This is a genomic window from Streptomyces sp. NPDC048337, from assembly GCF_043201175.1.
Taxonomy (GTDB): Bacteria; Actinomycetota; Actinomycetes; order Streptomycetales; family Streptomycetaceae; genus Streptomyces.
This window is the reverse complement of record NZ_JBICYR010000008.1, coordinates 205,002-226,819: the sequence shown is the minus strand read 5'-3', so window position 1 is coordinate 226,819 and position 21,818 is coordinate 205,002. Positions and strand designations below refer to the sequence as shown.

The following is a 21,818-nucleotide window of genomic DNA, read 5'->3' as shown; positions in this document are numbered from 1 at the left end:
TCGATCCGAGGCATCCGGTTTTCCCCGAGCCCGCGGTCAGGTCGCGGAGTGCTCCAGCAGGTGCTTGAGCTTCTCCTCGCTGCGGGGCATCTCCTTGCGGAGCATGGGCTTGACCGCGAGGGGGACCAGGGCCCTGCCCAGGCCGTGGCCCTCGAAGTCGACGGAGAGCGTGACGCGTGAGCGGGCCCCGTCGTCGAGGGGCTCGATCCTGCCCCGCACGTCCGGGCGGACCGGGCCGTCGACGCCGTGGATGTGCCAGCTCCTCGGTGCGTCGACCTCCGTGAATTCCATGGTCGTGGGGATCCTCCGCTTGCCGATCTGCCGGGTGACGACGACCCTCGAACCGACGTGGACGGGGAGATCGCCCATGGGGACGGCCGACACGGCGCTGTCCTGCCACTCCGGCAGGTGCGTGGGGTCCGTCACGTAGGCGAAGACCTCTTCGGGTCTGCGGTCGATGTCGATGGTGTTGCTGATCGCGGACATGGCGACCCCTTAGAGCCCCCCTGGCTGGCCTCTCCTTCCAAATTACCCCGCGGGTGAAACGGCCGCGCGCTGCCTGCGGGCGGCCATCACGGCGTACACGAGGACGCCCGCGAAGAGGAACAGCACGCCCTGGTAGACGGCCGCGTAGCCGGATCCGGCGACCAGCCACATCGAGAAGGCGAAGGCCAGGCAGGCGAGGGCGGCGTCGCGGACGAGGCGGCCGCGGTGGACCTGCTCGGAGCGGCCCGAGAGCAGGAGGTGGATCTGCGCGGCGGTGGAGAGCAGGTAGGGGACGGTCGCCGTGAAGGTGGTGACGAGGACCAGGATCTCGAAGACGGCCGCCGAGCCGGCCGTGTAGTTGTAGACGGTCAGCGCCGAGGCCAGGACGACCGTGACGATGACGCCGGCCACCGGGACGCCGCGCTTCTTCGTCTCGAAGACCTTCGGGAAGAGCCCGTCCTTGGCGGCCGCGTACGGGGTCTGCGCGCTGAGCAGGGTCCAGCCGTTGAGGGCGCCGACCATCGAGATCACGGCGGCGCAGGCGACCACCGTGCCGCCCCAGGTCCCACCGAACATCGCGTTGACGGCGTCGGTGAAGGGGGCCTCGGAGGAGACCAGCTTCTCGTGCGCGACCAGGCCGAAGACGGAGAGGGTGCCGAGCAGGTAGACGGTGGCGGCGCCGACGGTGCCCAGGACGGTGGCCCGGCCGACGTTGCGGGCGGGGTCGCGGACCTCGCCGGCGCTGACGGCGGCGGATTCCACGCCCAGGTAGCTGAAGAGCAGGATCGCGGCGGAGGCGGAGACGGCGCCGACCGCGCTCTGGTCGGTGGCCCGGAAGGGTCCGAGGTTGGCCGGGTCGAAGAAGAACAGCCCGCCGACGGCCACGAGCAGCAACGGGGCGAACTTCAGGACGGTGGAGACCAGTTGGACGGCGCCGACGTACCGGGTGCCGGCCAGATTGGCGAGCGCGGGGAGCCACTGCACGGCGAGGGCGGCCAGGCACATGGACCACTTGTGGGCGCCGACGGCCGGGAAGAGCACACAGAGGTAGCCGACGGCGGCCACGGCCAGGGCCGCGTTGGAGACCCAGGTGGTGATCCAGTAGCTCCAGGCGGCGAGGAAGCCGGCGAAGTCGCCGAAGGCGGCGCGGGCGTAGACGTACGGGCCGCCGGTCTGCGGGTGCCGCCGGGCGAGGCGGCCGAAGACGAGGGCGAGGGCGACCGCGCCGAGGGTGAGCACGCCGAAGGCGACGAGGCTGATCGTGCCGAAGGGGGCCACCGAGGCGGGGAGCAGGAAGATTCCGCCGCCGATGATGTTGCCCATGACCAGGCAGGTGGCGACCGGCAGGCCGAACCGCCGCTCGCCCTGCGGGGCGGCCCCGCCGGTTGCGGTGGGCGCGCTGGTCCCGGCGGCCAGGCCGGTGACGGCGGGCGGGGCTTCGGTGCTGGTCATCGGTGGTGCGCCTCGGCTTGTCTCACATGGTGGGCAGGTCAACCCATGGTTGACCACCGCGAAGGCCGCACCAAATCAACGGGTTTCGTCCCGTACGGATCCCTCCACGGAAGGAAGCCTTCCGCCTGGAGCCCGCTCCGGCCGTGGATTCTCCTCCGGCCCGGGAACGGAGCCCGACCGCGGACCCACCGGGACCTGGGGGCCGTCCGCCTCCCGCAGCCAGCGCCGCAGTACGCCGTGCACCGCCTCGGCGCCCACCAGCCCGTCGCCCGGCTCCGACAGCTCCGTCGGCCACAGCAGGAACGGGTGCCCCTGCTCCCCGCCCAGCCCGCCGTGCGAGCCGATCTGCTCCTCGAAGGCGTGCACGCGGCCGGAGGCCGGGTCGTACGCCGAGTTCACCATGACGTCGGCCACGTGCGGGAAGCCGTCGGTCCGCCGGACCGCATCGGCCGCGCCGGGACCGAAGGACGCCAGCAGTTCCTCCGCCTCTCCCGGGACGTCGAGGCGGGCCTGTGCCCCGCCCGGGCCCAGCACCATCCCGTCCACCAGCAGGAAGCCCACGCCCGGGTGGTTGGCCAGGGTCGCCAGCAGGGCGGGGTGCGCGCGGTCGATCCGCTCGCGCGTGGCCCGGCCGGGCAGGTCCGGGAAGGAGATGAGCCCGAGGTTGCCGGAGGCGAGCACCACCGGGTCGGGACCCGGCCGCGGGTGGGCCTCCTCTCCCCCTTCCACCGGCCGGTGGAGCGCCGCGAGGACGGCCGTGCGGGCCTCGGCGCCGCTGTGCGTACGGCCGGCGCGGCGGGAGACCGGCAGCCCGCAGCCCGCCCGGACCAGGTCCTTCAGGGTCAGCCCGTACCGGGCGAGGAAGGTCTCCCCCGGGCTCTGGCCGTGGTCGGAGAGCAGCACGATCCGGTAGTCGCGCGGGGCGTGTTCGGCGACCCGGGCGATCAGGGCGATGCTCCGGTCCAGGCGCCGCAGCACCTGGTCGGTGTCCCGGCCGCGCGGACCGGAGTGGTGGGCGACCTCGTCGTAGGCGACCAGGTCGGCGTAGACGGCGGCGCGGCCGGCCAGCATGTCGCCGATCACCGCCGCCACGACCACGTCCCGTTCCACGACCGTCGCGAAGGCGCGGATCAGCGGGTACAGCCCGCCGCGGGCCACGCGCGGCCGGTCCCCGCGGATCCGCGCCCGCAGCGACTGGCCGATCTCCCGGCCGGCCTCGGCGACGAAGGACAGCGCGGTGCGCACGGCGTTGGCCGGGTCGGAGAAGTACGCGAAGTAGCCCGCGCGGGAGCGGTTCTCCCGGCCCCGGCGGGCGGAGACCGACAGGACGAGGGCCAGCTGGTCCGCGCCCCCGCTGAACAGGTTGCCGCGGCTGGCCCCGTCGAGGGTGAGCAGCCCGCCGTCCCCGGTGCGCCGGACGGCGCGCCGCTGGAGCTCGGCGGCGCTGGTGGGCCGGTTGCAGACCACCACCTCGCCGGTGTCCTTCTCGTACCAGCGGAAGGCGGGCACGTCGAAGTTGGAGCCGTGCAGGATGCCGAGCTGGCTGGCGCCGGTCTGGCTCGACCAGTCGGTGCGCCATGCGGCGAGGCGGTGGCTCCGCTCCAGCCAGCCGGAGACGGTCGGCATCAGGCCGGTGCCGCAGGCGTGGCGGAGCACCTCGTGCCCGACCCCGTCGAGCTGGAGGAAGACCAGCCCGGGCGCGGCCTCGTTCGCGCCCGGGGCCCCCGCCCGGCGCTGGCGTCGGCGCCGCCGGTCGGCGAGCCGGTAGAGCCGCCGCCGGTACGCCTCGTCGTCGCGCACCGCGAGCGCGGTGGAGGTCGCGGAGGCCACGGCGGACATGGCCGCGGCCACGACCACCGCGGTCTCGGGGGCCACCTCGCCGCGCCCCGACGGGATCAGGCTGAGGGCTATGAGCAGCAGCGAGCCGTTGAGGAAGAAGACGAGCAGTCCGAGCACGAGGGCGGGCACCAGCAGCAGGGCCCGTACGAGCACGGGCCAGACGAGCGCGCTCAGCAGGCCGAAGGCCCCGGCGCCCCAGGCGGCGGTGAGGCCGATCTGCGTGACGCTGTCGCCATCGCCGGACTGGAGGCGGAAGTCCGGCAGGATTCCGGCCAGCGCGAGCATGGTCAGCGTCGACGCCGCCCAGACGAGGACCACGCGTATCAGGGCGCCGCCAGCGGTCCGCCACCGTCCTCGCAACACGCCGCACCCGCCTCACCGATCCGGCCCACGACCCGTCCGCGAGCCCCCGTCCCGCTTTCCAGGCTCGCACAGCGGGGCCCGTCGGGCGGGGCGACACGGGTGGCGCACGGACGCGCGGCAGGGGGCGGAACGGGGTGCCGGGTTCGGCCCGTGCCGCGGCTCAGGTGCCGTCGTAGCCGGCGGTCGGCATCGACAGCCGGCGGTGCACCTCGGCCTTCATCGCGGAGGTGTACTGCGGCTCCTCGTGCCCGGCGGTCTCCAGCCGTACGCCGCGCCGCTCGCACTCGGCGGTGAACTCCTCGACGGACCGCAGCGCGCGGGCCAGCACCCGGTGGTTGGCGGCGACGAACAGGTCGACCTGCCCGGCGTCGATGTCGGACCACAGCCCGAAGTGGTCGGGGCGCAGCCCGTAGACGAGCAGGTGCCGCGTCACGACGTAGCCGCGGTCGGCGGCCCAGCGCGCGCACACGGCGTGCTGGCTGCGGGTGTCCACGGCGAAGGGGTCGGCGTCGAGGTCTTCGAGCGGGGCCAGGCTGGCGATCGCGGCCACGCGCAGCTCTTCCATGCCGCCCGACCCTACTCCGATCCGCCGCCGGGGAGGAGGGGTCGGTGGGCATCGGGTTCCGGGCGGCTGCGGGGGGCAGCCTTTAGGCTCGTGGGCGAGGCGTGAGGAGGGAGGCCGGTGCCGGTGGAGATCACCTGGTGGGGGCATGCCACGTGCACGGTCGAGGACTCCGGGGTACGGGTGCTGACGGACCCGCTGTTCGCCCGACGGCTCGCGCACCTGCGGCGGCGGCGCGGGGCGGTGCCCCCGCCCGAGGCGGCGGTGGCGGACGTGGTGCTGGTGTCGCACCTGCACGCCGACCACATGCACCTCCCGTCGCTGGCCGCGCTGGCGCCCGGGACCCGGCTGCTGGTGCCGCGCGGCGCGCGCCGGGCGGTGCCGGGGCTGGCCCGGCTCGCGGGGGTGCGGGGGCTGACGGTGACGGAGGTGGTGCCGGGCGAGGAGGTCGCCGTACGGGAGGACGTACGGGTACGGGCGGTCAGTGCCCGGCACGACGGCCGGCGGCTGCCGTTCGGGCCGCAGCGCGCGCCCGCCCTCGGGTACGTGGTCCAGGGCTCGGCGCGGACCTACTTCGCCGGGGACACCGGGCTGTTCGACGCCATGGCCGAGGAGGTCGGGCCGGTGGACGTGGCCCTGCTGCCGGTGGGCGGCTGGGGCCCGTACCTGGGGCCGGGCCATCTGGACGCGGGGCGGGCGGCGCGGGCGCTGGCCGACCTGGCTCCGGCGGCGGCGGTACCGGTGCACTACGGCACGTACTGGCCGATCGGGCTGGACGCGGTCCGGCCGCACGAATTCCACGCGCCGGGCGAGGAGTTCGTGCGCTGCGCGCGGCGGCTCGCGCCGAAGGTGACGGTGCGGGTGCCCGACCACGGCGAGCGGGTGCGGCTGCCGTGACCTGGCGGGAGATCGCGGCGGCGGCCGGCCAGGTTCCGCCGGAGACCACCCAGCAGGCGGTGGGCTACCCGGCGTTGTTCGTGCTGGTGGCGCTGGGCGCGCTGGTGCCGGTGATCCCGACGGGGGCGCTGGTGAGCTCGGCCGCCGTGGTGGCGTTCCACCAGCAGTCGTTGCCGTTCGGGGTGTTGCTGGTCTTCGCGGTGGCGGCGCTGGCGGCGTTCACCGGGGACGTGGCGCTGTACTGGCTGGGCCGGCGCGGGGTGCGGTCGCGCAACGGGTCGCGCTGGCTCGAGGCCCTGCGCGGCCGGGCCACGCCCGAGCGGCTGGAGCAGGCGCAGACGAAGCTGGACGAGCACGGGGTGCTGGTCCTGGTGGTGTCCCGGCTGGTCCCGGCGGGCCGGATCCCGGTGATGCTGGCCTGCCTGCTGGCCCGGATGCCGATGCGCCGCTTCGCCCGGGGCGACGCCCCGGCCTGCCTCGCCTGGGCGGCGACGTACGGCCTGATCGGCATCCTCGGCGGCTCCCTCTTCACGGAGCCGTGGAAGGGCGTGGCCGTGGCGGTCGGCCTGACCCTCCTGATCAGCGCGGGCCCCGCACTGTGGCGCCGGATCCGGGGCGCCGGGGCCTAGTCGAGGGTGCGGGAGGCGCCGATCGGGAGGTCCCAGAGGGTGTCGCGGGGCAGGCCGGCGCGGGACCAGGCGGCCCGGACGCGGTTCAGGGGTTCCATGACGGGTTCGGCGGAGAGGACGAAGGTGGCCCAGTGCATGGGGGCCATGCGGCGGGCGCCGAGGTCGAGGCAGGCCTGGACGGCCTCTTCGGGGTCGGCGTGGACGTCGCTGAGCCACCAGCGCGGGGCGTAGGCCCCGATCGGCAGGAGGGCGAGGTCGATGCCGGGGTGACGGCGGCCGATCTCGGCGAACCAGTGGCCGTAGCCGGTGTCGCCCGCGAAGTAGAGCCGCTTCGGTTCGGGGCTGCGGGTGTCGGTGAGGATCCAGCCTCCCCACAGGGAGCGGCAGGTGTCGATCAGGGACCGCTTCGACCAGTGGTGCGCCGGGACGAACTCGAAGCGTACGCCGTCCAGTTCGGCCGCCTCCCACCAGTCGAGCTCGGTGACCCGGGTGAAGCCGCGGCGGCGGAACCAGCCCGCCAGGCCGGCCGGGACGAAGAGGGCGGTGTGGCGGGGCAGCCGCTTGAGGGTGGGCGCGTCGAGGTGGTCGTAGTGGTTGTGGCTGATGACCACCGCGTCCACCGGCGGCAGATCCGCCCAGCGCACCCCGACGGGGGTCATCCGGCTCGGCGTGCCGAGGATCCGCCGGGACCAGACGGGGTCGGTGAGCACGGTCAGCCCGCCGGTGCGCAGCACCCAGCTGGCGTGCCCGGCCCAGGTGACGGAGGCGGTGCCGGGCGCTGCCGCGGGCAGGGGGGCGGGCGCGTAGGGCAGGTCGGGGATCCCCCGCAGCCCTTCGGGGCCGGGCCGGAAGGCGCCCTCCCGGGCGAGCCGGGCGAAGGCGCGGACGCCGGGCAGCGGCGTGGTGAGCCGGTCCGCGAAGGACCGCGGCCAGCGCCGGTGCTCCCCCAGCGGCCGCGGGGCGGCGGGGGTCGCGGGTGCCGTCGGGGCGGCGGGAGCCGGGGCCGGGCGTGGTGGGGGCGGGGAGGTGGGGGTGTCGGTCCCGTCCCTCATCAGGAAGTCTCCGTTCACCGGTTCGGGCATCAGGCCAGCCCGGCCAGGACTGATCCGAGGAGGTCCAGGGAGCTCCGTACGTGCGGCAGCGCGAGCGGATCGCGGGCCGTGAGCGCGGCCAGCCGCTCCTCCGGGGTGGCTCCCAGCAGCGGCCCGGTCGACAACCTCACCCGCAGCGCTCCGAGTTCGTCCGCGAACCGCTGCCCGCCGGGGGTGGGCGCGCCGATCCGGGCGCCGAGCCAGTCCTCCAGCTCCATGGCGTCGCCGACCCCGTGCCGGGCGAGTCCGGCGCGCAGCGGGGTCAGGTCGGCGTAGAGGTGGCGGCCGGCCTGCGGGGGCCGGGCCAGCGCCCCGCCGGCGAGGAGTTCGCGGTGCGCGGCGGCCGCGACCGCGCCGTGCAGGCGGGCGGCCGCGTAGGCCCGTCCGGCGACGGCGTCGGGTTCGTCGAGGGCGTGCGCGGCGGCCCCGGCGACGGGGCCCGCGACCAGCGCGCCGGTGGCGGTCAGGACGTCGAGGGTGCGGGCGCGCAGCCAGGTCCCGCGCGGGGTGTCGGGGAAGCGGACCACGGCCGCGGGCCAGCCGGCGGGCAGCAGCGCGCCGGACAGGTCGACGAGGACGGCCGCCCGGTCGGGCAGCATCTCGGCGGGGCTCAGCACCAGGGTGTCGTGCGGCCGGTGCACGGTGTCGCGCCAGCTCTCGTCGCTGACGACGAAGAGCCCGGCGGACTCGGCGGCCTCACAGGCCTCGCGCAGCATCTCCGGCGGCGGCACGGTCGCCGTGGGGTCGTCGGCGACCGACAGGAGCAGCACGCGCGGGTCGCCGCCCTCGGCGCGGACCCGCCGTACGGTCTCCAGCAGCGCGTAGGGGTCCGGTACGCCGCCGCACTCGGCCGGGGTCGGCACGTGGTAGGCCCGCCGTCCCAGCAGCCGGACCTGCGGGGTCCACCAGGCGGGACAGGGGCGGGGCAGCATCACGTCGCCCCCGTACGCCCCGAGCAGCGCGAGCAGCAGCGCGGGGGCGCCGGGGCCCGCGGCCACGTACTCGGGGGCGGTGGGGAGCCCGCGGCGCGCCCAGTGCCGGCAGGCGGCCTCGCGTACGGGTTCGCCGCCGCCCGGGGGTTCGGGGGCGGCGCGTCCGGCGGCCGCGGCGAGGACGGAGAGCAGCTCGGGCAGTACGGGGAGGCCCGGCTGGGGCGCCGGTGGGCCGTACCGGACCGGACCACGGCCTTCCGCCGCCGTGCGCTGCATCCCCGCCACCGCTTCCCGCCTTCCGCACCGGCCATCCCGCTGACCTTTATACGATTATTCAAGCCGATACGCCCGTTATCGGCGCTCCGACCGCCCGATCGCCGGGGCCACCGCTCAGCCCCGCCGCCCCAGCAGCGCGAGCAGCCTGGTCTGCGCGTTCGCACCCGCCGGCACCTCCAGCGGCTCGGCGTACATCCCGCTCGCCGCCAGCCCGTCGGCGTACGGCATGACCTCCTTGATGGAGAACTCGACCAGGTCGTCCGGCAGCCTGTCGTCGGCCCCGATGCCGCGGGAGAGGTCCCAGGCGTGCACGACGCAGTCGGCGGTCAGCTCGGAGCAGTACGCCCTCCCCAGCGCGGGCCCGTACGAGAGGCGGACGGTCCGCTCCAGCGCCCCCGGCGCGGCGAAGGCAGCGTGCGCGGCGGCCGAGGCCTTGTCCCACGCGGCGACCGGGTCATCGCCGAGCACGTCACCGGAGAAGGCGTCGCCCATCTCCTCGACCGTGCGCCCGTCGGCGACCAGCGGCGGGATCCAGAGCTGCTCGCCGGCGACGTGGTTGACCAGGTCCCGCACGGTCCAGTCCGTACACGGGGTCGGCGCGTCCCACTGATCGTCGGCGACGGCGCGCAACCGCTCACCGAAGAGCCGCAGCGCGGCGGCGTGCTGTTCGAGCAGCGTGCCCGGCATGCCTCTCACCGTCCTGTGCCATGGGGTTCCCCCTGAGCCCACTGTCCTCGCCCCTGCATTTCCCTGCCACCGACCCGACCAATCCCCTTGGTCCACAAGGAGCGTGTCCACATGTCAAAACACATATCTCATAACTCGAACTGATCATCTACGCTGGGACCAACGCTTCGACGAGGAGGGGCCAGGCCATGAACGCCGCCAAGGAGACCGCCGTCTACACGCACGGCCACCACGAGTCCGTCCTACGCTCGCACCGCTGGCGCACGGCCGCGAACTCCGCCGCGTACCTGATCGGCGAACTCCGCCCCGGGATGTCCGTCCTGGACGTGGGCTGCGGTGCGGGCACCATCACCGCCGACCTGGCGGAGCTGGTCGCGCCGGGCGGCAGCGTCACCGCCGTCGACGCGGCCGCGGACGTGGTCGAGCAGGCCCGGGCCCACGCGGCAGAACGCGGGGTGAGCGGTATCGAGTTCGGCACGGCGGACGTCCACGCGCTGGACTTCCCGGACGACTCCTTCGACGTGGTCCACGCCCACCAGGTGCTCCAGCACGTGGGCGACCCGGTGCAGGCGCTGCGCGAGATGCGGCGGGTGTGCCGGCCGGGCGGGATCGTGGCCGCGCGGGACGCCGACTACGCGGCGATGACCTGGTATCCGGCCGAGCCGGGCCTGGACGCGTGGCAGAGCCTGTACCGACGCGTCGCCCGCGCCAACGGCGGCGAACCGGACGCCGGACGCCGCCTGCTGGCCTGGGCCCACGCGGCGGGCCTCACGGACGTGACCTCGTCCGCGACGGCCTGGTGCTACGCCACCGCGGAGGAGATCGCCTGGTGGTCGACCACGTGGGCGGACCGCACGACGTCCTCCGCCTACGCGGACACCGCCACCGCCGGCGGCCACGCGACCACGGCCGAACTGGCCTCGATCGGCGAGGCCTGGCACACCTGGGGCGCGCAGCCGGACGCCTGGTTCTCGGTCCTGCACGGCGAGATCCTGTGCCGGGTCTGACGGTGCGCCCGTGGACACGGTTCGAGGGCCGCTGATCGATTGATATAGCGTGCCCACGTCAAGAAACCGTAAGCACGCCACTGGGGGACTCCCATATGACCTACCCGCCGCAGCCCGGCCAGCCCGGCCCGTACGGACAGCAGCCGCCGCAGGGATACCCGCCCCAGCCGGGCCAGGGGTACCCGCAGCAGGCTCAGCCCCCGTACGGCGGCGCACCGCAGCAGCAGATGTACCCGCAGCAGCAACAGCAGTGGTCCGCTCCGCCGGCGCCGCCGTCCCGGACCGGCGGCCTGGGCGTCATGAAGATCCTGAAGATCATCGGTGTCGTGATCGCCCTCATCGTCGTCGCGGTCGGCTACTTCCTCAGCCAGGACGACGCCGACCACGCCGAGGTCGGCGACTGCCTCAAGAACAACGGGACCACGATCAGCCCCGACCTTCAGGTCGTGAAGTGCGGTGAGAGCACGGCCAAGTACAAGGTGGTCGAGGTGATCCCCGACACCCTGGACAGCAAGAAGTGCGAGGGCAAGGCCGACATGGGCTACTACGAGCAGACCAGAGGCGGCCGGCGCAGCTCGGGCAAGCAGTTCGTGCTCTGCCTCAACGAGATCAAGAAGTAACCGGTCCCGCGCCGCGGCCCCCGCACCGCGCCCCCTACCCCGGCGGGCGCATGCGGAAGTCGTAACGCGGCGGCAGGGGGCGGTCGGTGAGGGTCGACCAGACCTCAGCCAGGATCTCTTCGCCCTCCCGGAGGTCCGGGAGGGCGAAGCCGTCCTCGAAGACCCGGCGGGCCGCGGCCACATGGCCCTCCGCGGCCAGCAGCCGGGCCGCGAGGAGCCGGAAGCGGCCCTGTTCCCGCAGCGCGGGCCGCAGGCGGTCCCAGACGCGGCGGGCCTCCGGGAGGCGGCCGGCGGCCAGCAGGGCCGTCATCGCCTCCCTGCCCAGCGCGGACTCCGCCGCCGTCCACGCCTCGACGCCCCGGCTCTCCGCCAACAGGTCGTCGAAGGCCGCCGCGAAGCCGTCGGCCGCCCGCGCCGGATCACCGGCCAGCTCGTCCGCCGCCGCCAGGCACCGCAGCAGCGGCCACCGCGACGGGGCCAGCGCCAGCCCGCGCTCCCAGCTCCGTACCGCCTGGGCCACGTCGCCCGCGTGCCACTGGGCCACCCCGAGGTGGTACTCCGTCAGCGGTTCCGCCGGCGCCGTCTCCAGCATGTCCCGCCAGTGCGCGGCTACTAGGCTCGGCCCCGGCGGCGCCACCCGGCGCGGCGCCGGGAAGACGCCCGTACGCCACAGCTCCAGCCACGGCGCCTGCTCCTCGCCGAGCGTGGACTCCTCGAAGGGGGTGCCCGGCAGTTTGAAGCCCCCGCACAGCACCTCCAGCGCGCCCCAGCCCGAGCCGGCAGCCAGCCGCTCCCCCGGCTCGGTGTCGGCGCGGCCGCGCCACGCCTCGTACGCCGCGTCCACCCGCTCGGCGGGCAGCGCCCGCGCCAGGGCGTCCTCGGCCGCGCCCCGGGCCGCCGCCCAGTCGGCGCCGTGCACCGCCCCCGGGTCCGCGGCCAGCGGCCCGTACGCCTCCAGCCAGCTGAACTCCGCCCCGGCGTCCAGCCGTACGTGCTCCAGCTGGGTCCGGGCCAGTCCGGCCTGGATCTCCGCGTAGCCGCCGGTGCCGGGCTCGGTGAGCCACTCCTGCCAGCGCCGGCCGCCGCCGCCCGCGCCCCACACGAACAGCTTGCGCCCGCGCAGCCGCCGCGTGGAGGTCTGGACGAGCCCCTGCCCGGCCGCGTCCAGCGAGGCGATCCAGGGCCGGGCCCCGTCCGGGACCTCGTAGAAGAAGTCGGCCGGGTACTCGCTGCGCGGCGGGTACGTGCGGTCGGCGCCCTCCCACTCCGGTACGGGAACGCGGCGCAGCGCGCGCTCGTAGCCGAAGTGCCAGGCCTCCTCTGCGGGGGCCAGGACGCGCGTGCCCGCGTCCTCGGGGACGGCGATGTTGGACCACCAGTAGACGGGCGCGGGCCGCTCGTGCGGATTGCGCACGCGCACGCCGACGTAGAGGAACTCCGAGTCCTCGGGCAGCCACAGGTCCACCTGGAAGGGCAGGTCGCGCAGCCGTTCCCACTCCCACAGCCGCACCATCGCTCCCCCGTCCGGGGCGGGGACGAGGGCGGCGTGCAGCGGGGCGCAGGAGAGGGTGGTGTGCCCGGTCGCGCCGGTGTTCCACTCGATGCCGCCGGAGAACCAGGCTCCGTTGAGGGCGAAGTTGGCGGGCTGGAACACCGGGTTGCGGTAGAGCAGTTCGCGCCCGGTCGGCAGGTGGACGAGGGAGTGCACGCGCCCGCCGAGCCCCGGGAGCACGGTGACCCGCAGGTGGTCGTTCTCGATGACGATCGACTCGAACTCCCCCTCCGCGCGCCGTCGTCCGTACCCGTCGCGGATCCGGACGGGCAGCAACGAGCGCAGCGGCTCGTAGCCGATCTGCCGCGCCATGTCGCGCGGCAGCCCGTCGCGCGCCCGCTCGTCGAGTTCGTGCACTCCGTCGGGCGCGCGCAGGGCGGGCAGCGGGTTGTCGGGGCCCAACGGGGCGGCGGGGAGGGTCAGTACGGCGCGTCGGACGGTGGTGGCCATGAGGGAAATGGAACACGCCACGGCGGCCTGTGCACAGGGGTTCCGCGGATCACCACCGGTCAGGATTACGCAAAGGCCCCGGCGACCATGTCGGCGGTGAGGGCCCAGCGCTCGTGGTCGCGCCAGGCGCCGTCGACGTGGAGGAAGTCCGGGGAGAAACCCTCCAGTCGGAAGCCGGCGCCGCGCACCAGGGCGATCGAGGCGGTGTTGCCCGGCTGGATGTTGGCCTCCAGGCGGTGCAGTCCGAGGCCGCCTTCCCCGGACGGGGCGAAGGCCTGCGCGAGGACCAGGCCGAGGGCCTCGCGCAGCAGCCCGCGCCCGGCGGCGTGTGCGAAGGCCCCGTAGCCGAGGGCCCCGCACCGGAAGGCGCCGTGCACGATGTTGTTGACGTTGACGAAGCCGGCGATGGCCCCGGTCTCGCGCTCGCACACGAGGAACCCGGCCCGGGCCCCGTCCCCGATCAGCCGGGTCGCGTAGGGCTCGTACTCCTCGACGGTGACGGGCGGGAAGAGCCACGGGTGGTGGAGCTCGCGGCTCTCGTGGGCGCGGGCGGCGAACTCGGGGCCGTCGGCGAGCCGGAAGGGCCGCAGGCCCACCCGTGCGCCCTCCCTGAGGTACGGGGAAATGGTCATCCGCCCAGGCTAGGAGGTGTGGCACGATCCCCGGTGTGATGATCGACAACGACACCCCGGAACTCCTGCTCGCGGCGGCGCGCAACAACGCCGAGTGGTGCGACGCGGTCTGCCGCGGCCACGGCCCGCGCGGCGCGTTCACCCGCGACGCGTGGACCAGCGCGCACCGGACCCCGCCGCTGTACCCCGACGCGGTGACCCTCACCCCGCAGGCCTCGACGGCCGCGCTGCTGGCGGGGATCGACACCGGCTCCGCGGGCGGCTGCTCGGTGAAGGACAGCTTCGCCGTGCTCGACCTGGCCCCGGCGGGCTTCGAGGTCCTGTTCGAGGCCCAGTGGATCCACCACCCGGCCCCGGAGCCGGCCTCGTCCCGCCTGGAGTGGTCCGAGGTCACCACCGCCGGGGAGCTGGTGGTGTGGGAGACCGCGTGGGACGGCGAGGAGAGCACCGGCCTGTTCCACCCGGCCCTGCTCGGCGAGGACACCGGTGGGGACACCGGTGGGGACACCGCCTTCCTCGCGGGCCGTGCCGGGGACCGGATCGTCGCCGGGGCGGTCGCGCACCGCACCGGCTCCGTCGTCGGCGTCTCCAACCTCTTCGCGCACCACGACGGGGACGTCGACGCCGCCTGGGCGGGCGCCCTCACCGGGATCGCCGCCCGCTGGCCGGGCCTGCCCGTCGTGGGCTACGAGCACGGCGACGACCTGGACGCCGCCGTACGCAACGGATTCACCGTGCTCGGCCCGCTGCGGGTCTGGCTGCGCACCTGAGCCTTCCCGGCGAGGTCAGCGGTGTTTTTGCGGTGTGATCGACTTCGGTGAGACTGGCGCCGTGACATCGAACCAGACGGCTCGCCTCATAGGCGCCATATTCGGACTCGTCTTCGTGCAGGCCAACGCCGGCGCCCTGCCCCCGGCCGCCGCCGTGCCCCTGCGCGTGCTGGGGATCGCGGCGTTCATCGGGCTGTTCATCGCACTGCGCCGGGCCCGCGTCCCCGAGGGCGCCGCCGCCGGCGGCACGACGCCGAGGACCTTCGGCCGGGGCTACCGCTACGTGGTGGCCGCCGAGGTCCTCCTCCTGGCGGCCGGCCTCTTCGTCATCGCCCGCCTGCTGCACAGCCCGCAGGCCGCGGTCGGCTGGATCGCCCTCGTCGTCGGCCTGCACTTCTTCGGCTTGGCGGCCGTCTGGCGCATGGCGTCGGTACGGCTGCCGGCGGCCGCGATGTCCGCGTGCGGCGCCGCCGGTCTGGCCCTGGCAGCCTGCGGCGCCCCACCCGCCGTCATCGCGGTGGTCGCGGGCATCGTCCCGGGCGCGGTGCTGTTCGGCTCCGTCTGGTGGAGCCTGCGCGCCGGGCGCCCGCAGGCCGCCGCCCGCGCCTGATCCCGCTCAGACCTCCAGCTCCAGCCGGGGGACGTCGGTCCGCTGGATCCCGAACACCTGGGTGTAGAGCGAGAGTTCCGCTTCCAGAGCCCGGATCATCGTGTCCGCCCGCCGGAAGCCGTGGCCCTCGCCCTCGAAGGCCACGTACGCGTGCGGTACGGACCGGCCCCGCATGGCGGCGAGGAAGCGCTCCGCCTGGGCCGGCGGGCAGACCGCGTCGTCCAGCCCCTGGAGCAGCACGAACGGCGCCGTGATCCGGTCGGCGCGGGCCACCGGCGAGCGCTCGCGGCAGCGTACGGCGAGGGTCTGCGGCGGCCCCGCCAGGGCGTCGATGTAGCGGGATTCCAGGTCGTGGGTCTCCTCGGCGAAGCCGAGCAGGTCCAGTACCGGGTAGATGATCGCCGCGCAGGCGTACAGCTCGGTGGCGGCCAGCGAGGCCGCCGCCGTCCAGCCGCCCGCGCTGCCGCCGCGGATCGCGAGCCGGTCGGGGTCGGCGGTGCCCTCGGCGGCCAGCGCCCGAGCCACCGCCGCGCAGTCCTCCACGTCCACGACGCCCCACTGCTCGCGCAGCCGCTCGCGGTAGGCGCGGCCGTATCCGGTGGAGCCGCCGTAGTTGACCTCGACGACGCCGATGCCGCGCGAGGTGAAGTAGGCGATGTGCAGGTCGAGTACGGGCGGCACGTGGTCGGTGGGGCCGCCGTGCGCCCACACCACGTACGGGGGCAGTTCGTCGGCGGCGGCCCGTACGGTCGGGTGGTGCGGCGGGTAGACGTGGGCGTGGATCTCCCGGTTGTCGGGGCCGAGGAAGGTGCGGCTCTGGGGTTCCGGGTAGTGGGCCGGGTCCACCGGGTCCACGCCCTCCGCGCCGACCACCCGGGCGTGCCCGCTCGCGGTGTCCAGCTCGACCACCTCGTACGCGCTGCGCGGGCTGGCGGCGACCCCGTAGACGCGGGTCCCGCTGACGGCGAGGGTCGGCTGCCAGGCGGTCCACGGCCCGGCGGCGTCGACCAGGTCCCCGCTCTCGGGGTCGAGGATGCCGAGCACCGAGGAGCCCTGGCCGTGCAGGACCGCGACGAGCCCGTCGGGCAGCGGGGCGATCCAGCGCAGTCCGGGCTTCCACAGGGGGCCGCCGAACTCCTCTTCCCGGGGGCACAGGTTGACGGCCTCGCCCGATTCCGGGTCGACCCGGTACGGGTTCCACCAGCCGCTGCGGTCGCTCACCGCGAGGAGGGTTCCGCCGGCCGTCCACTCCACCTGGGCGACGGCCTCGTCGGGGCCGCCGAGCACGGTCCGCGGTCCGGCCAGGGTCCCGTCCGCGGTGACCTCGGCGAGCCGCAGCTCGGTGCCGTCCCAGGGCATCCGGGGGTGGTCCCACACCAGCCAGGCGGCGCGCCGGCCGTCCGGGGAGATCCGCGGACCGGTGGTGAACCGGTGCCGGTCGTCCGTCAACTCCCGTACGGCCGAGCGGTCTTCGGCCGCCGATCCGTCGAGCGGTACGGCGGCCAGGACTCGGCGCACGTCGGTCGGCGCCGGTCCGGTGAACTCCTCCAGCACGCACCAGACTTCGGTGCCGCGCAGCACCGGGTCGGCCCAGCGCAGCCCGCCGCCGACGGCGGAGACGGGGGTGAGGGGACGCGGCCCGGGGGCGCCGGGCGCGTCGGGCTCGTAGGCGTACAGCCGCTGGTCGGCGAAGTGGACGAAGACCACCAGGGGCCCGCCGACGGCCCGTTCGGTACCCGCCCACGGGCTGCCGCCGTATTCGGTGACCCGGCTGCGCACGTTCCACGGCTCGGGCAGCACGGTGCGCTCGGGGCCCGCGCCGGCCGGGCGGCGCACCAGGGCCCGGCGGCCGCCCTCCCGGGGCCGGGGCTCGGTCCACCACACCTCGGAGCCGACCGTGCCGACGTACTCGGGGCGCCCGTCGAGGGAGGCGGCGAGCCCCGCGCCGATGGGGGAGGGCCAGCTTCCGTAGGGCACGGTCACCGCCGCCATCACCGGGCCCCGCTCACAGGGTGCGCAGCGCGTGGTCGAGGACGCGCACGCCGAAGTGGAGCGCCTCGACGGGGACCCGCTCGTCCACGCCGTGGAAGAGGGCCCAGTAGTCGAAGCCGGGCGGCAGCTTGAGGGGGGAGAAACCGTAGCCGGTGACGCCGAGGCGGGAGAACTGCTTGGCGTCGGTGCCGCCCGCCATGCAGAAGGGCACCACGTGCCCGTCCGGGTCGAACCGCTCGACGGATTCACGCAGGATCGCGTACGTCCGCCCGTCCACGGGGGCTTGGAGCGCCACCTCCCGGTGGTGGAACTCCCAGGTCACGTCCGGGCCGGTGAGCTCGTCCAGGGTGGCGATGAACTCCGCCTCGCCGCCGGGCAGCATGCGGCCGTCCACGTAGGCGGTGGCCTGGCCGGGGATCACGTTGAGCTTGTAACCGGCGCTGAGCATGGTGGGGTTGGCGCTGTTGCGTACGGTCGCCTCGACGAGGACGGCGGCCGGGCCGAGCTCGGCGAGGACCGCGTCGAGGTCGAAGCCGGGGGCGCGCGGGTCCACGGACAGCCCGTGGGCGGCGGCGAGTTCGGTGATGCAGGCGGTGACGGTGTCGGTGAGCCGGACCGGCCAGTCGTACTCCCCGATCCGGGCCACGGCGGCGGCGAGGCGGCTGACGGCATTGGCCCTGTTGGGCTTGGAGCCGTGGCCGGCGGTGCCGTGCGCGGTCAGCTTCAGCCAGGCGGTGCCGCGTTCGCCGGCCGCGATGGGGTAGAGGGTCCGGCCGGGGCCGGTGTGCACGGTGAAGGCGCCGGATTCGCTGATGCCCTCCGTACAGCCCTCGAAGAGGTGCGGGTGGTGGTCGGCGAGGAAGCCGGAGCCGTCGACGGCACTGTCCTCCTCGTCGGCGGTGAAGGCGATCACGATGTCCCGCCGGGGCTTCACCCCGGCGCGCGCCCAGGCCCGTACGACGGCGAGCACCATCGCGTCCATGTCCTTCATGTCGACGGCGCCGCGGCCCCAGACCACGCCGTCGCGGACCTCCCCGGAGAAGGGGTCGACGCTCCAGTCGGCGGCCTCGGCCGGGACCACGTCGAGGTGTCCGTGGACGAGGAGGGCCTCGGCGTCGCGGTCGGTGCCCTCGATGCGGGCGACGACGTTGGTGCGGCCGGGGGTGCGCTCCAGCAGCACCGGCTCCAGGCCGGCGGCGGCGAGGCGCTCGGCGGCGTACTCGGCGGCGGGGCGCTCGCGGCAGTCGCCGCCGCCCCGGTTGGCGGTGTCGATCCTGATGAGGTCCGAGGTGAATTCGACCACCTCGTCGAGGGCCGTCCGGTCCACGGGATCGTCCGCCGCGTCGCGGGCGCCGGGGATCTCGGTCGTCACTGTGCGCATGTCAGCCATACTGCTCCTCCACGGCCGCCGAGACGACCGTCGTGACCGCCTTGAATGTCCGGATCCCCTCGTACATCGTCCCGCTGGTGTACGAGACCCTCCGCTCCCCGCACCGCTCCGTGCCCGGGACCACGGTGGCGGCCAGGGCCAGGTGCTCGGCGTCGAACTCCAGCTCCACGGTGAAGGGGCCGCGGTGCACGGGATCGCGCCGGCCCGCGAGGGCGGTGGCCTCCTTGGCCGCGGCGCGGATGTCGGCGGCGGTGCGGGCCGGGGTCCTGCACACGGCGGCGTAGCGCGAGACGTGGTCCTTCACGGCGACGGTCACGGCGTCGGGAGCGTATCCGGCGGCGTCGACGCAGGTCAGGTCGTCGCCGGTGACCAGGATGACGGGGACCCCGAACTCGCCGACAACGTGGGCGTTGAGCAGCCCCTCGCTGGCGCGGACCCCGTTGACCCAGACGCCGGTGATGGAGTTGGCCAGGTAGGTGTGGGCGAGGACCCCCTCGGAGCCGGCTCCCGTGTGGTAGCCGACGAAGGCGATGCCGTCGACGTCCCCGTGCTGGACGCCCTCGACCATGGAGAGCGTCTTGTGGCGGCCGGTGAGCATCTCCACGCGGGCGTCGAGCCGCTCCAGCAGCAGGTTGCGCATGGTCCAGTGGGCCTCGTTGACGAGGACCTGGTCGGCGCCGCCGTCGTAGAAGCCGAGGACGGCGGCGTTGACGTCGGAGGTGAACATCGCCCGGCAGCGCTCCCATTCCGGGGTGCCGGGCAGTACGTCTGCGGGCCAGGTGACGCCGGTGGCGCCTTCCATGTCGGCGGAGATGAGGATCTTCATCGGGCCCCCGGGCGGTCGGTGGCGCGCGCCGCGGGCGGTGGCACGCGCAGGGCCCCACCCTAGCCGTCCGGCCCTCCTTCAGGCTCGGGGCCACGCCCCGCCGGGCGCCCGGGTCCGGGGCGCCGGTTCACCCGATCCGGTGAGGCCGTGTGCCCGGCCCCACCGTCAACGACCGGGCTCAGGCCTCGACTTCGGTGGCCAGATTGGCCAGCACGGTGTCGTAGATCCGGCCGAGGCCCTTGGGCGCGAAGGTGCGCTCGAAGAAGCCGCCGATGCCGCCGGCGCCGTTCCACACGGTGGTGACGACGGCCTTGGACTTGCCCTCGCCGGCCGGGGTGACCACCCAGGTGGTGACCATGGAGGAGTTGCGGTCCTTCTCCACCAGCTGGCCGTCGGTGGGCTCGGTGACCTCCAGCAGGCAGTCCCGTACGCGCTTGCTGGTGGCCTGGAGCTTCCAGTGCACCAGCGTTCCCTCGCCGTCGCCGCCCTCACGCACCTCGTACTCGCTGAAGTGCTCGGGCAGCAGCTTCCCGCGGGTCCCGGTGTAGTCCGCCAGCGCGTCGAACACGGTCTCCGCGTCGGCCGCGATGATCCGCTCCGTGGTGGCCTCGACCTGCGCCATAGCTGTTCCTCCAGCAGTTGTGTTCGCTCGTCACGGCGAAGCCAACCACCTCCGGGGCGGGCGCCCAAATCCGGGTCAGACGTGACAGCGGACGGAGACGAGGAGGGTGTCCTCCGGCAACCCGGCGAGGTAGGCCGCCACCGCTTCCGGCTCCCGCGTCGGCGGAGGCGTGTGCGGACAGGCGGTGGGGTCGTCACAGGCACCGTGCAGCGGGTCGTCACCCCACTCACACCACCAGCCGTCAAGGGTCAGGACGTTCTCACACGCGGCGGCCCAGCCGGCGCCGTACCGGACGTACGCCTCCCTGCTGTACGAGCCGAAGATTCCGAGCGGGTCCTCGATGGCACGCAGCACGGAGTCGAACCCGTCGACGGCCGGATCGGCGGGCAGTCCGGCGGCCCACGCGCGGAAGGGGGCGACCGGAGTCTGCGCGAGGTATTCGGCGTGGGCCGCGATGCACGCGGCTTCGTAGTCGGACCGTTCCCTTCCCAACGGGTCCGGGCGGAAGTCCTCCCACGGCCGGGCCGGCGGGTGTTCCCGGAGTACCTCCTGCCAGTGGTCCCAGGCGGCTCCGGCCAGTTCGGCGGTCCGCTCCGACCTCCCGCGCACCACCAGCAGCCCGCGCGGGCCGCCCGCGCACCAGCCGGGCAGGCTCGGCTCGACGGTGCCGTCCCAGAGCGGCTGGTCGTGGACGATCCGGGGATCTCCCTCCCGGCCCGGCCGGATCCGGTAGCCGACGCGGTTCGAACCTCCGCTGATCCGCCAGTGGTCCCAGATCCGCAGGTCCACGTGGACATCCCGGTCCTGGTCGATCCAGAAGGGCGCCAGGGCCTCGCCGACCGCCTCGTCCAACCGCTCGCCGGCTTCGCCCGGAAGGCACACCGTCAGTCTGAATCCCGCCATGGGGCGGAGCCTCGCACGCCGCGCACCCGGCTGACCAGCGAATATCCCGGCCCGCACGATCATGGGAACGTTTGTTCTATTCTCGGCGCAGAGCTACCAAGGGAGGCGCCGCATGCGCTGGGACAACCTGACCGAGGGCCCCACGGGGCCTGCCGCGCTCTTCGGGGCCGGCGCCGTCGTCACCCGCACCTTCGACACCCCCGAGTTCCGGGGGATCACCTTCCACGAGGTGCGGGCCCGCTCGATCGTCAACCGGGTGCCCGGCGCCTCCCGCATGCCGTTCGAATGGACCGTCAACCCGTACAGGGGGTGCAGTCACGCCTGCGTGTACTGCTTCGCACGCAAGACCCACAGCTACCTCGACCTCGACACCGGCCTCGGCTTCGACTCCCAGATCGTCGTCAAGACCAACGCCCCCGAGCTGCTGCGCCGCGAGCTCGGCGCGCGCCGCTGGACCGGCGCGCACATCGCCATGGGCACCAACGTCGACTGCTACCAGCGCGCCGAGGGCCGCTACCGGCTGATGCCCGGGATCATCGAGGCGCTGCGCGACCACGCCAATCCCTTCTCGATCCTGACCAAGGGCACCCTGATCCTGCGCGACCTCCCCCTCCTCCAGGAGGCCGCCGAGGTGGCCGAGGTCGGGATCTCCGTCTCCGTCGGCTTCACCGACACCGGCCTGTGGCGGACCGTGGAGCCCGGCACGCCCTCCCCCGGCGCCCGGCTGGCCGCCGTACGGGCGCTGACCGACGCCGGCATCGAGTGCGGGGTGCTGATGGCCCCGGTGATCCCCTTCCTCGGCGACTCCCCCGAGCAGTTGCGGGCCACCGTGCGCGCCGTCGCCGAGTCCGGCGCCACCTCCGTGACACCCCTGGTACTCCATCTGCGGCCCGGGGCACGCGAGTGGTTCACCGCCTGGCTGGGCGAGCACCACCCGCACCTCGTGGAGCGGTACGAGCGGATGTACGCGGGCGGCTCGTACGCGCCGACCTGGTACCAGCGCCAGATCACCCGCCAAGTCCACCGGCTGGCGGCCGAATTCGGCATCGGCCCGAGCGGCCGCGGCGCGGCCCGCCGGATCGTCACCCCCGAGCGCCCCGCGGTGGACGCGCCCGCCGAACCGACGCAGCTGACCCTCCTCTGAGGCGCGCGGTCCGCTGCAAGGTCATCACATCGGGCCAATAGGCAGCCCAATCCCGTCTTCCAGGCACGGTTTCCGGGACGATTCCG

At 74.6% G+C, this 21,818-nt stretch carries 21 protein-coding genes; 7 read left to right on the top strand and 14 right to left on the bottom strand.

Going from position 1 to position 21,818, the window contains the following annotated elements:
* Positions 1 to 36: 36 nt before the first annotated feature.
* From ACGFYU_RS16480 to ACGFYU_RS16465, 4 genes are all read right to left on the bottom strand, one after another.
* On the bottom strand, positions 37 to 486 hold the full coding sequence (locus ACGFYU_RS16480) for an SRPBCC family protein (protein ID WP_393827970.1): 450 nt from the start codon (positions 484 to 486) through the stop codon (positions 37 to 39).
* A 42-nt stretch (positions 487 to 528) separates the two neighbouring features.
* Positions 529 to 1,938: an amino acid permease gene (locus ACGFYU_RS16475; RefSeq protein WP_393827969.1), complete on the bottom strand. Its 1,410-nt coding sequence runs from the start codon at positions 1,936 to 1,938 to the stop codon at positions 529 to 531.
* Between the two features lie 75 nt (positions 1,939 to 2,013).
* On the bottom strand, positions 2,014 to 4,140 hold the full coding sequence (locus ACGFYU_RS16470) for a phage holin family protein (RefSeq protein WP_393827968.1): 2,127 nt from the start codon (positions 4,138 to 4,140) through the stop codon (positions 2,014 to 2,016).
* Between the two features lie 160 nt (positions 4,141 to 4,300).
* Positions 4,301 to 4,705: a hypothetical protein gene (locus ACGFYU_RS16465; protein WP_393827967.1), complete on the bottom strand. Its 405-nt coding sequence runs from the start codon at positions 4,703 to 4,705 to the stop codon at positions 4,301 to 4,303.
* Between the two features lie 117 nt (positions 4,706 to 4,822).
* On the opposite strand from ACGFYU_RS16465, the gene ACGFYU_RS16460 reads away from it, so the two are divergent.
* Both ACGFYU_RS16460 and ACGFYU_RS16455 read left to right on the top strand, forming a co-directional pair.
* Positions 4,823 to 5,599 (top strand): MBL fold metallo-hydrolase, encoded by a 777-nt coding sequence (locus ACGFYU_RS16460; protein WP_393827966.1) that lies wholly within the window; start codon positions 4,823 to 4,825, stop codon positions 5,597 to 5,599.
* Positions 5,596 to 6,228 carry a DedA family protein gene (locus tag ACGFYU_RS16455; RefSeq protein WP_393827965.1) on the top strand — a complete coding sequence of 211 codons (633 nt, stop codon included), beginning with the start codon at positions 5,596 to 5,598 and terminating at the stop codon, positions 6,226 to 6,228. Before ACGFYU_RS16460 ends, ACGFYU_RS16455 begins: the two co-directional genes overlap by 4 nt.
* Here the strand turns inward: ACGFYU_RS16455 and ACGFYU_RS16450 are convergent.
* The 3 genes from ACGFYU_RS16450 to ACGFYU_RS16440 all read right to left on the bottom strand — a co-directional run bounded on the left by ACGFYU_RS16450 (position 6,225) and on the right by ACGFYU_RS16440 (position 9,214).
* Positions 6,225 to 7,280: an MBL fold metallo-hydrolase gene (locus ACGFYU_RS16450; protein WP_393827964.1), complete on the bottom strand. Its 1,056-nt coding sequence runs from the start codon at positions 7,278 to 7,280 to the stop codon at positions 6,225 to 6,227. The two genes, ACGFYU_RS16455 and ACGFYU_RS16450, sit on opposite strands and share 4 nt — an antisense overlap.
* A gap of 29 nt (positions 7,281 to 7,309) precedes the next feature.
* The gene (locus ACGFYU_RS16445) at positions 7,310 to 8,527 is read right to left on the bottom strand and encodes an aminotransferase class I/II-fold pyridoxal phosphate-dependent enzyme (protein WP_393828042.1); all 1,218 of its coding nucleotides are present in this window, start codon (positions 8,525 to 8,527) and stop codon (positions 7,310 to 7,312) included.
* Between the two features lie 114 nt (positions 8,528 to 8,641).
* On the bottom strand, positions 8,642 to 9,214 hold the full coding sequence (locus ACGFYU_RS16440; protein ID WP_393827963.1) for a TIGR03086 family metal-binding protein: 573 nt from the start codon (positions 9,212 to 9,214) through the stop codon (positions 8,642 to 8,644).
* Positions 9,215 to 9,402: 188 nt separating this feature from the next.
* Here ACGFYU_RS16440 and ACGFYU_RS16435 point away from each other — a divergent pair, with 188 nt between their 5' ends.
* Together ACGFYU_RS16435 and ACGFYU_RS16430 are read left to right on the top strand one after the other, a co-directional pair.
* A complete protein-coding gene (locus ACGFYU_RS16435; RefSeq protein WP_393827962.1) occupies positions 9,403 to 10,221 on the top strand; it encodes a methyltransferase domain-containing protein in 819 nt (272 codons plus the stop codon).
* Between the two features lie 95 nt (positions 10,222 to 10,316).
* Positions 10,317 to 10,841, top strand: coding sequence for a hypothetical protein (locus ACGFYU_RS16430; RefSeq protein ID WP_393827961.1), 525 nt, complete (start codon positions 10,317 to 10,319; stop codon positions 10,839 to 10,841).
* Positions 10,842 to 10,875: 34 nt separating this feature from the next.
* On the opposite strand, the gene ACGFYU_RS16425 is transcribed toward ACGFYU_RS16430, so the two are convergent.
* Both ACGFYU_RS16425 and ACGFYU_RS16420 read right to left on the bottom strand, forming a co-directional pair.
* Positions 10,876 to 12,843 (bottom strand): DUF5107 domain-containing protein, encoded by a 1,968-nt coding sequence (locus ACGFYU_RS16425; RefSeq protein ID WP_393827960.1) that lies wholly within the window; start codon positions 12,841 to 12,843, stop codon positions 10,876 to 10,878.
* 65 nt (positions 12,844 to 12,908) lie between these two features.
* Entirely contained in the window at positions 12,909 to 13,475 is a 567-nt protein-coding gene (locus tag ACGFYU_RS16420) for a GNAT family N-acetyltransferase (protein ID WP_393827959.1), read from the bottom strand.
* A gap of 38 nt (positions 13,476 to 13,513) precedes the next feature.
* On the opposite strand from ACGFYU_RS16420, the gene ACGFYU_RS16415 reads away from it, so the two are divergent.
* Both ACGFYU_RS16415 and ACGFYU_RS16410 read left to right on the top strand, forming a co-directional pair.
* A complete protein-coding gene (locus ACGFYU_RS16415) occupies positions 13,514 to 14,245 on the top strand; it encodes a hypothetical protein (RefSeq protein ID WP_393828041.1) in 732 nt (243 codons plus the stop codon).
* A gap of 61 nt (positions 14,246 to 14,306) precedes the next feature.
* A complete protein-coding gene (locus ACGFYU_RS16410; protein WP_393827958.1) occupies positions 14,307 to 14,855 on the top strand; it encodes a hypothetical protein in 549 nt (182 codons plus the stop codon).
* A gap of 6 nt (positions 14,856 to 14,861) precedes the next feature.
* On the opposite strand, the gene ACGFYU_RS16405 is transcribed toward ACGFYU_RS16410, so the two are convergent.
* The 5 genes from ACGFYU_RS16405 to ACGFYU_RS16385 form a co-directional block, all read right to left on the bottom strand.
* On the bottom strand, positions 14,862 to 16,847 hold the full coding sequence (locus ACGFYU_RS16405; protein ID WP_393827957.1) for a prolyl oligopeptidase family serine peptidase: 1,986 nt from the start codon (positions 16,845 to 16,847) through the stop codon (positions 14,862 to 14,864).
* 13 nt (positions 16,848 to 16,860) lie between these two features.
* Positions 16,861 to 18,228, bottom strand: coding sequence for a M20/M25/M40 family metallo-hydrolase (locus ACGFYU_RS16400; RefSeq protein WP_393827956.1), 1,368 nt, complete (start codon positions 18,226 to 18,228; stop codon positions 16,861 to 16,863).
* A 1-nt stretch (position 18,229) separates the two neighbouring features.
* Positions 18,230 to 19,063, bottom strand: coding sequence for a M55 family metallopeptidase (locus ACGFYU_RS16395; protein ID WP_393827955.1), 834 nt, complete (start codon positions 19,061 to 19,063; stop codon positions 18,230 to 18,232).
* Between the two features lie 178 nt (positions 19,064 to 19,241).
* Positions 19,242 to 19,685, bottom strand: a complete 444-nt coding sequence (locus ACGFYU_RS16390) for an SRPBCC family protein (RefSeq protein WP_385172089.1) — start codon at positions 19,683 to 19,685, stop codon at positions 19,242 to 19,244.
* Between the two features lie 75 nt (positions 19,686 to 19,760).
* Positions 19,761 to 20,588: a hypothetical protein gene (locus tag ACGFYU_RS16385; protein WP_393827954.1), complete on the bottom strand. Its 828-nt coding sequence runs from the start codon at positions 20,586 to 20,588 to the stop codon at positions 19,761 to 19,763.
* A 112-nt stretch (positions 20,589 to 20,700) separates the two neighbouring features.
* Here ACGFYU_RS16385 and ACGFYU_RS16380 point away from each other — a divergent pair, with 112 nt between their 5' ends.
* The gene (locus ACGFYU_RS16380) at positions 20,701 to 21,732 is read left to right on the top strand and encodes an Rv2578c family radical SAM protein (RefSeq protein ID WP_393827953.1); all 1,032 of its coding nucleotides are present in this window, start codon (positions 20,701 to 20,703) and stop codon (positions 21,730 to 21,732) included.
* The last annotated feature ends 86 nt before the right edge of the window (positions 21,733 to 21,818 follow it).